Origin of the sequence: Gardnerella sp. 26-12, from assembly GCF_001660745.1 — a bacterium.
GTDB classification, from domain to species: domain Bacteria; phylum Actinomycetota; class Actinomycetes; order Actinomycetales; family Bifidobacteriaceae; genus Bifidobacterium; species Bifidobacterium swidsinskii.
Genome location: NZ_LWSR01000120.1, coordinates 1 through 3960 on the forward strand (window position 1 = coordinate 1; position 3960 = coordinate 3960).

Here is a 3960-nt window from a genome sequence, read left to right on the forward strand (position 1 = left end):
TTACAAAACTTGAGTTATAAAATACTTGTCAAATATACTCAAGATACTCGTAAAACATTATGAACAACAATACGCAAGATGCCCCCGATGATTAGTCACCGAGGGCATCTTACTGTTTTATTTACAAGCTTCTAGTAGAAAGTAGAAACTACTTCTTTTCGTTCAAAAGCTGTTCACGCAAAGCTGCGAGCTGATCAGAATCAGCTAAAGCACCTTCACTAGTTGCTTCAGAAGAATAGTTGGAAGCAACTTCTTCCTTCTTTTCTTCCTTAGCTGGCTTCTTTTCAGCTTCTTCGCTCTGACCGTCAGCAGCAGCAGATTCAGCTGCAGCCGCAAGTTCCTTAGCAGCGAATGCCTTGTGCTCTTCCCAAAGCTGGTGTGCTGCAGCATACTGAGCTTCCCACTCTTCGCGCTGCTGCTCGTAACCGACCATCCATTCGTTAGTGTTTGGATCGAAGCCTTCTGGGTACTTGTAGTTGCCTTCAGCATCATATTCAGCTGGCATACCGTAGAGAGCTGGATCAAAATCTTCAGAATTTGGATCTACAGCTTCAGTAGCTTGCTTCAAGGAGAGGGAGATGCGACGACGATCGAGATCAACGTCGATAACCTTCACGAATACTTCTTCGCCACCCTTAACAACAGTTTCTGGGTTCTCTACGTGACGGTTTGCAAGCTCAGAAATGTGAACCAAGCCCTCAATGCCATCTTCAACGGAGATGAACACACCGAACTGAACAATCTTTGTGACCTTGCCCTTAACGACCTGTCCAGGAACATGAGTGCGAGCGAAGCGCTGCCATGGATCTTCCTGAGTTGCCTTAAGGGAAAGGGAAATACGTTCGCGATCGAGATCAACGTCGAGAACTTCAACGGTAACCTTATCACCAACCTTAACAACCTCAGATGGGTGATCGATGTGCTTCCAAGAAAGCTCAGACACGTGAATGAGACCGTCAACTCCGCCGAGATCAACAAACGCACCGAAGTTTACGATAGAAGACACAACGCCTTCGCGAATCTGACCCTTCTTAAGCTGCGAGAGGAAGGTCTCGCGAACTTCGGACTGGGTTTCCTCAAGGAACTGGCGACGAGAAAGCACAACATTGTTGCGGTTCTTATCGAGCTCGAGAATCTTAGCCTTAATCTTCTGGCCAATGTATGGAGAAAGATCGCGCACGCGACGCATCTCAACCAAGGAAGCTGGCAAGAAGCCGCGAAGACCGATATCAACAATCAAGCCGCCCTTAACAGCTTCAATAACGGTACCTTCAACGATGCCGTCTGCATCCTTAATCTTCTCGATGTCACCCCAAGCACGCTCATACTGTGCACGCTTCTTGGAGAGAATAAGACGTCCTTCCTTGTCTTCCTTAGTTACAACAAGGGCTTCAATGGTGTCGCCAACCTCGACAACATCATCTGGATCAACGTCTTTTTTGATGGAAAGTTCACGGGAAGGAATTACACCTTCAGTTTTGTAGCCGATGTCCAGCAATACTTCGTCGTGATCAATCTTTACGACTGTACCTTCAACTAAATCACCATCATCAAAATTCTTGATGGTTGAATCGACTGCCTTGATGAAGTCTTCTTCGGTGCCAATATCATTAATCGCAACCTTGGCGACTTCGTTATTATTCTCTGCCATTAGTTATTAGTGGTTTCTTCTTGGGGTGGATATTACTCGATATTTAATTATGTATTTACGTTACGTGTGCATACTATGCACACGCTCTGTCGATTTTATATACAGGTATAGCCAAAATTTACGTTTTACTTCGGGCGTGTCGCATTTTATTTGCAATTAGCTGCTCGCTCAGCCATATCTACAACATTCGCCAGCAACATAGCTCGAGTCATCGGACCTACTCCACCAGGATTCGGAGAATACGCTCCAGCAATTTCTCGACAAGCTGAATCAACATCACCTTTTACACGGTATCTGCCAGCCTCTTCATCAAAAACACGAGATACACCAACATCAACAAGAACAACGCCAGGTTTAATATCTTCAGGCTTAACAAAACCAGCACAACCCATTGCTGCAATTATTACATCAGAACGGCGCATAATCTCCTGAACATTCCGAGTATGCGTATGGCACAACGTAACAGTTGCATCTACTCCCCTGCGTGTTAACAGAAGACCAATAGTACGCCCAACCGTAATGCCACGACCAAGCACACAAACTTCCTTACCAGAAAGTTCAATACCGTACTCATCAAGCAAAGCTAAAATTCCACGCGGCGTGCACGGCAAAGGTGTTGTAATATTACCGGAAATATGCGTAACAAGTTCACCCAAATTATATGGATGCATTCCATCACAATCTTTTGCAGGATCAATAGAAGAAATAACTTTTTGAGCATCAATACCTTTTGGCAATGGCAGTTGCACAATAAATCCAGTACAAAGAGGGTCATTATTTAATTTCTGTAAAGCAGCAAGAATCTCATCTTCAGTAGCATCTTCTGGTAAATCGCAACGAATAGAATTAATCCCCACTTCTTCGCAATCACGATGCTTACCAGCAACATATTTCAACGAACCAGGATCACTACCTACAAGCAACGTACCCAAACCTGGATTAATGCCTTTTTTATGTAAAATAGCAACGCGCGCTGCCAAATCTTTTTTAATTTTACTAGCTAAAGCCTTACCATCTAACACAATAGTCATAAAAAATTCCTCCCAACTCGCACAATTCGTAAGGATAGGCTATCGTGAAGTATAGAAGATATGGGTCGACTAACAATTTTACGTGCGCCGACGCACCATTATCACGGGAGGAGTCACAGTGATGCGTACCGTTCTTTGTGCAGTAAAGAAGTTTGGAAAAACTGCCATAACATGCCTTATTGCTTCTGCAGTAATACTTGGATTTGCAGCTTGTGGAAAAACTGAGGAAAAACCAAAAGAAAAACCAAAAGCTGCAACAAATATTTCTGTTGTATCCACTGTTGACACCTGGGGTAGCTTAGCTCAAGAGATTGGTGGCTCTGACGTCAAAGTTGAATCAGTTATGACTGGTTCAGATACAGACATATCGTCGTTTAAACCTAGCTCAAAAGATTTAAAAAATATGCAGAATGCACAAGTATTAGTTACAAATGGTGCAGGCTACGATGATTGGGCAAACAAAGTACACCCAGCTAAAGCTGAAGTGCTTAGTGCAGCAGGTACTGTAGGAGCACTTAACGGAGACAATCCATATCTTTGGTTTTCTCACGATGCTAGGAATGCTATGGCATCTGCCATGGCTGACACCTTCTCCAAAGTTTTGCCATCAAAAAAGCAAGCTTTTTCTAAGCGACTAGCACAATGGCAGGAAAAGGAAAAGAAATTAACCACCTACTTAAGTGATTTCTCTAAAGAAAATGGTAACGCAAAGTATGCTTCTACATCTCCTATTCTTTTCTGGCTAATGTCTGATGCCAATTTGAAAGATAGCTCACCTAAAGAATATGTTGACTCAGTAAATAACAATAATGAACCAGAACATTCAAGCGTTGAGGAGTTTCAGAAGCTTATTGAAGGTCGCAAAATTGATGTGTTGATTAGCGATAGCCAGCAAGGAAACGATGTTCTGAACTTGCTAAGCGGAATCGCAGGACGCAGCTACACGTCTACAGTACGAGTAAGCGAACTTATGCCAAAATACGCAGATCAGCTTGATAAATGGATTATGAAGATTTGTGACGACCTACATAATGCTGTAAAAGCAACAAAGGATATGCGTAAAGACATTGATGATAAAGAGCCTCAAAAAAAGCCAATCACTGAGAAGCCACATGTAGCAAAGAATACTAATCCTAAAAATTCTAACCAAGGTCAGCAAGATCCAGGCAAGTAAATTTAGGTGAATCTATAAACATAAAAATCCTTGTATTTTACAAATGCAAGGATTTTTTATTATCTGTTTTAAGCAAGAACAAAAGCTGTCTCTTATACACATCT

3 protein-coding genes are annotated in these 3960 nt (G+C 42.6%); 1 reads left to right on the plus strand and 2 read right to left on the minus strand.

Features of this window, described 5'->3' with window-relative positions; all coding sequences use genetic code 11:
• Positions 1-148 precede the first annotated feature (148 nt).
• On the minus strand, positions 149-1651 hold the full coding sequence (gene rpsA, locus A5295_RS05590; RefSeq protein ID WP_012914051.1) for a 30S ribosomal protein S1: 1503 nt from the start codon (positions 1649-1651) through the stop codon (positions 149-151).
• 146 nt (positions 1652-1797) lie between these two features.
• On the minus strand, positions 1798-2682 hold the full coding sequence (locus A5295_RS05595) for a bifunctional methylenetetrahydrofolate dehydrogenase/methenyltetrahydrofolate cyclohydrolase (RefSeq protein ID WP_012914050.1): 885 nt from the start codon (positions 2680-2682) through the stop codon (positions 1798-1800).
• 121 nt (positions 2683-2803) lie between these two features.
• Here A5295_RS05595 and A5295_RS05600 point away from each other — a divergent pair, with 121 nt between their 5' ends.
• Positions 2804-3856, plus strand: a complete 1053-nt coding sequence (locus A5295_RS05600; RefSeq protein WP_004110751.1) for a metal ABC transporter solute-binding protein, Zn/Mn family — start codon at positions 2804-2806, stop codon at positions 3854-3856.
• The last annotated feature ends 104 nt before the right edge of the window (positions 3857-3960 follow it).

Excerpts from the sequence above, each read along its gene's own strand:
- rpsA (WP_012914051.1), bottom strand. The coding sequence starts at position 1,651 with ATGGCAGAGAATAATAACGAAGTCGCCAAGGTTGCGATTAATGATATT.
- A5295_RS05595 (WP_012914050.1), bottom strand. The coding sequence starts at position 2,682 with ATGACTATTGTGTTAGATGGTAAGGCTTTAGCTAGTAAAATTAAAAAA.
- A5295_RS05600 (WP_004110751.1), top strand. The coding sequence starts at position 2,804 with ATGCGTACCGTTCTTTGTGCAGTAAAGAAGTTTGGAAAAACTGCCATA.